The sequence below is a fragment of the Novosphingobium sp. SG754 genome (assembly GCF_013149315.1).
Taxonomy (GTDB): domain Bacteria; phylum Pseudomonadota; class Alphaproteobacteria; order Sphingomonadales; family Sphingomonadaceae; genus Novosphingobium; species Novosphingobium capsulatum.
This window is the reverse complement of record NZ_JABGCC010000026.1, coordinates 1-2308: the sequence shown is the minus strand read 5'-3', so window position 1 is coordinate 2308 and position 2308 is coordinate 1. Positions and strand designations below refer to the sequence as shown.

The 2308-nt window shown below is 65.0% G+C and carries 3 protein-coding genes; all 3 read left to right on the top strand.

Annotation, left to right across the window (positions count from 1 at the left end; translation table 11 throughout):
* On the top strand, nt 1-372 hold a 372-nt coding region (locus tag FHW97_RS21905; RefSeq protein ID WP_171799752.1), incomplete at its 5' end, for a transposase.
* 26 nt (nt 373-398) lie between these two features.
* Complete coding sequence (tnpB, locus tag FHW97_RS21900; protein WP_216647789.1) at nt 399-725, top strand: IS66 family insertion sequence element accessory protein TnpB; 327 nt, start codon at nt 399-401, stop codon at nt 723-725.
* Nucleotides 726-756: 31 nt separating this feature from the next.
* A complete protein-coding gene (locus FHW97_RS21895; protein ID WP_171799750.1) occupies nt 757-2295 on the top strand; it encodes an IS66 family transposase in 1539 nt (512 codons plus the stop codon).
* Nucleotides 2296-2308 lie beyond the last annotated feature (13 nt).

The window sequence follows — 2308 nt, the reverse complement described above, 5'->3', positions numbered from 1 at the left end:
TGGCCACCAGAGGTGAAGGCGTCGATTGTTGCCGAGTGCTATTCGGGCGGTGAAGGTGTCAGTGCCGTTGCTCGCCGGCATGGACTTGATCCTTCGCAGGTATACGCATGGCGGAGGGATCTGCGGAAGCAACTCGAGGCGGCGGGCGTAGTTCTGCCGGCGACGGAGCCGGAAGCGCCATCATTTGTGCCTGCCATAGTCGAGGCGGACGTGACGGTGGCTTCTTCACCCAAGCGTCGCCCGCACCGCCGGCGCCGCTCGACCGGTGCAGCGGTCGAGTTGGAGATTGACGGCGTGGCGGTAAAGATTGGCCGTGGTGCCGATGCCGGCGTGATTGCCGCGGTGATCGAAGCGCTCAAGGCAACACGATGATCGGACCAGGCGCTGGCGCGCGCGTAATGGTGGCAACGCGTCCGGTAGACTTCCGCAAGGGACCCGACGCCCTGGCCGCGTTGGTAGGCGCCGAATATGGCGGCGATCCTTTTTCTGGTGTGATCTACGTGTTCCGGGCCAAGCGGTCAGACCGGGTCAAACTGGTCTGGTGGGACGGCACCGGGCTGTGCCTGATGGCCAAGAAGCTAGAGTCCGGCGGCTTCAAGTGGCCGGCGATCCAGGACGGCGTGATGCGGCTGACTTCCGCACAATTGGCGGCTTTGCTGGAAGGTCTGGATTGGCGCCGGGTGCACGGTGGACGCAAGCCCATCGCCCCGCAGATTGCCGGTTGACGCAGGGTTCTTCCGCTGATTCACTGCCTTCATGCTGGTGGAAGCGGACCTGCCCGAAGACATCGAAGCGCTTCGCGCGTTTGCGCTCGAGCAGTCTCGCAAGCTGGCCGACGTAACGGTCGCCAAGGGCGAGGCCGATGCGGAGATCGAGCGGCTCCAGTCGATCATCGACGCGTTCATGCGCCACCGGTTCGGGCGCAAGTCCGAGCAACTCGATCCCGACCAACTCGAGTTCGGCCTCGAAGATGTCGAGACCGCGCTCGGCCAGGCGCGCGCCGCGCGCGAGGCGGCTATCGTCAAGGCTGGAGGCGCGCGGCCGCGCAAGGCCAACCGCGGTGCGTTACCCGTACATCTCGAGCGGATCGAACAGGTCGTCGATGTTGAAGCGAAGGCCTGTCCTTGCTGTGGTGGTACACTCCACCAGATCGGTGAGGACGTGGCCGAGCGTCTCGACGTCGTGCCGACCAGCTTCCGCGTGCTGGTCACGCGCCGCCCGCGTTATGGTTGCCGCTCCTGCGAAGGCGCGGTCGTGCAAGCACCGGCACCAGCGCGGATCGTGGAGGGCGGCATTCCCACCGAAGCGCTGATCGCGCATGTGCTGGTCACCAAGTACGCCGATCATGTCCCGCTTTACCGCCAGGCCCAGATCTACGCGCGGCAAGGCGTCCAGCTCGACCGCTCGACCTTGGCTGACTGGGTTGGCCGGGCGGCATGGTATCTGCGACCCTTGCGAGATCGCATTCTCGAAGAGCTGCGACGATCCCAGCGTCTATTTGCTGACGAGACCACCGCCCCCGTGCTCGATCCCGGACGCGGGCGGACGAAGACAGGGCAGCTCTGGGCCTATGCCCGCGACGACCAGCCGTGGGGCGGCGGTGATCCACCACTGGTGGCCTACGTCTACGCGCCCGATCGCAAGAGTGAGCGCGCCCAGGCACACCTGGGGAGCTATTCCGGCATCCTACAGGTCGATGGCTACAGCGGTTATCCCGCGCTGGCCAAGCGTGGCCAGCAGCTCAGCCTGGCGTTCTGCTGGTCGCACGTTCGGCGCAGATTCTACGAACTGGCCAAGAACTCCCCGGTCGCGGCAGAGGTGCTGCGCCGCATCGCCATGCTCTATGCCATCGAAGAGCAGGTCCGTGGCACCTCGGCAGAACAGCGCCGCGCCATGCGCGCTGAACAGGCCCGCGTTGTCGTCGATGACCTGCACCTCTATCTCGAGGCAAGGCTTCGCCAGGTCAGCGCCAAGAGCAAGCTCGCCGACGCTATCCGCTACGCCTTGACCCGCTGGACCGGGCTGTCGCTGTTCCTCGACGATGGCCGCGTCGAGCTGGATTCCAACACCGTCGAGCGATCAATCCGGCCTTTGGCCCTCAATCGCAAAAACGCACTCTTCGCCGGTTCGGATGAGGGCGGCGACAACTGGGCGGTGATTGCTACGCTTATCGAGAACTGCAAAATCTCGGGCGTGAATCCACACACTTGGTTGGCCCAGACACTCGCCAAGCTCGCCAGCGGTCATCCAGCCAACGCCGTCGACGAACTCATGCCCTGGATCGCCGTGGCCTGAGAACGTCGCTTAC

Bases quoted from the DNA above. Each gene is read 5' to 3' on its own strand.
- tnpB (WP_216647789.1), top strand. From the start codon at position 399: ATGGTGGCAACGCGTCCGGTAGACTTCCGCAAGGGACCCGACGCCCTG.
- FHW97_RS21895 (WP_171799750.1), top strand. From the start codon at position 757: ATGCTGGTGGAAGCGGACCTGCCCGAAGACATCGAAGCGCTTCGCGCG.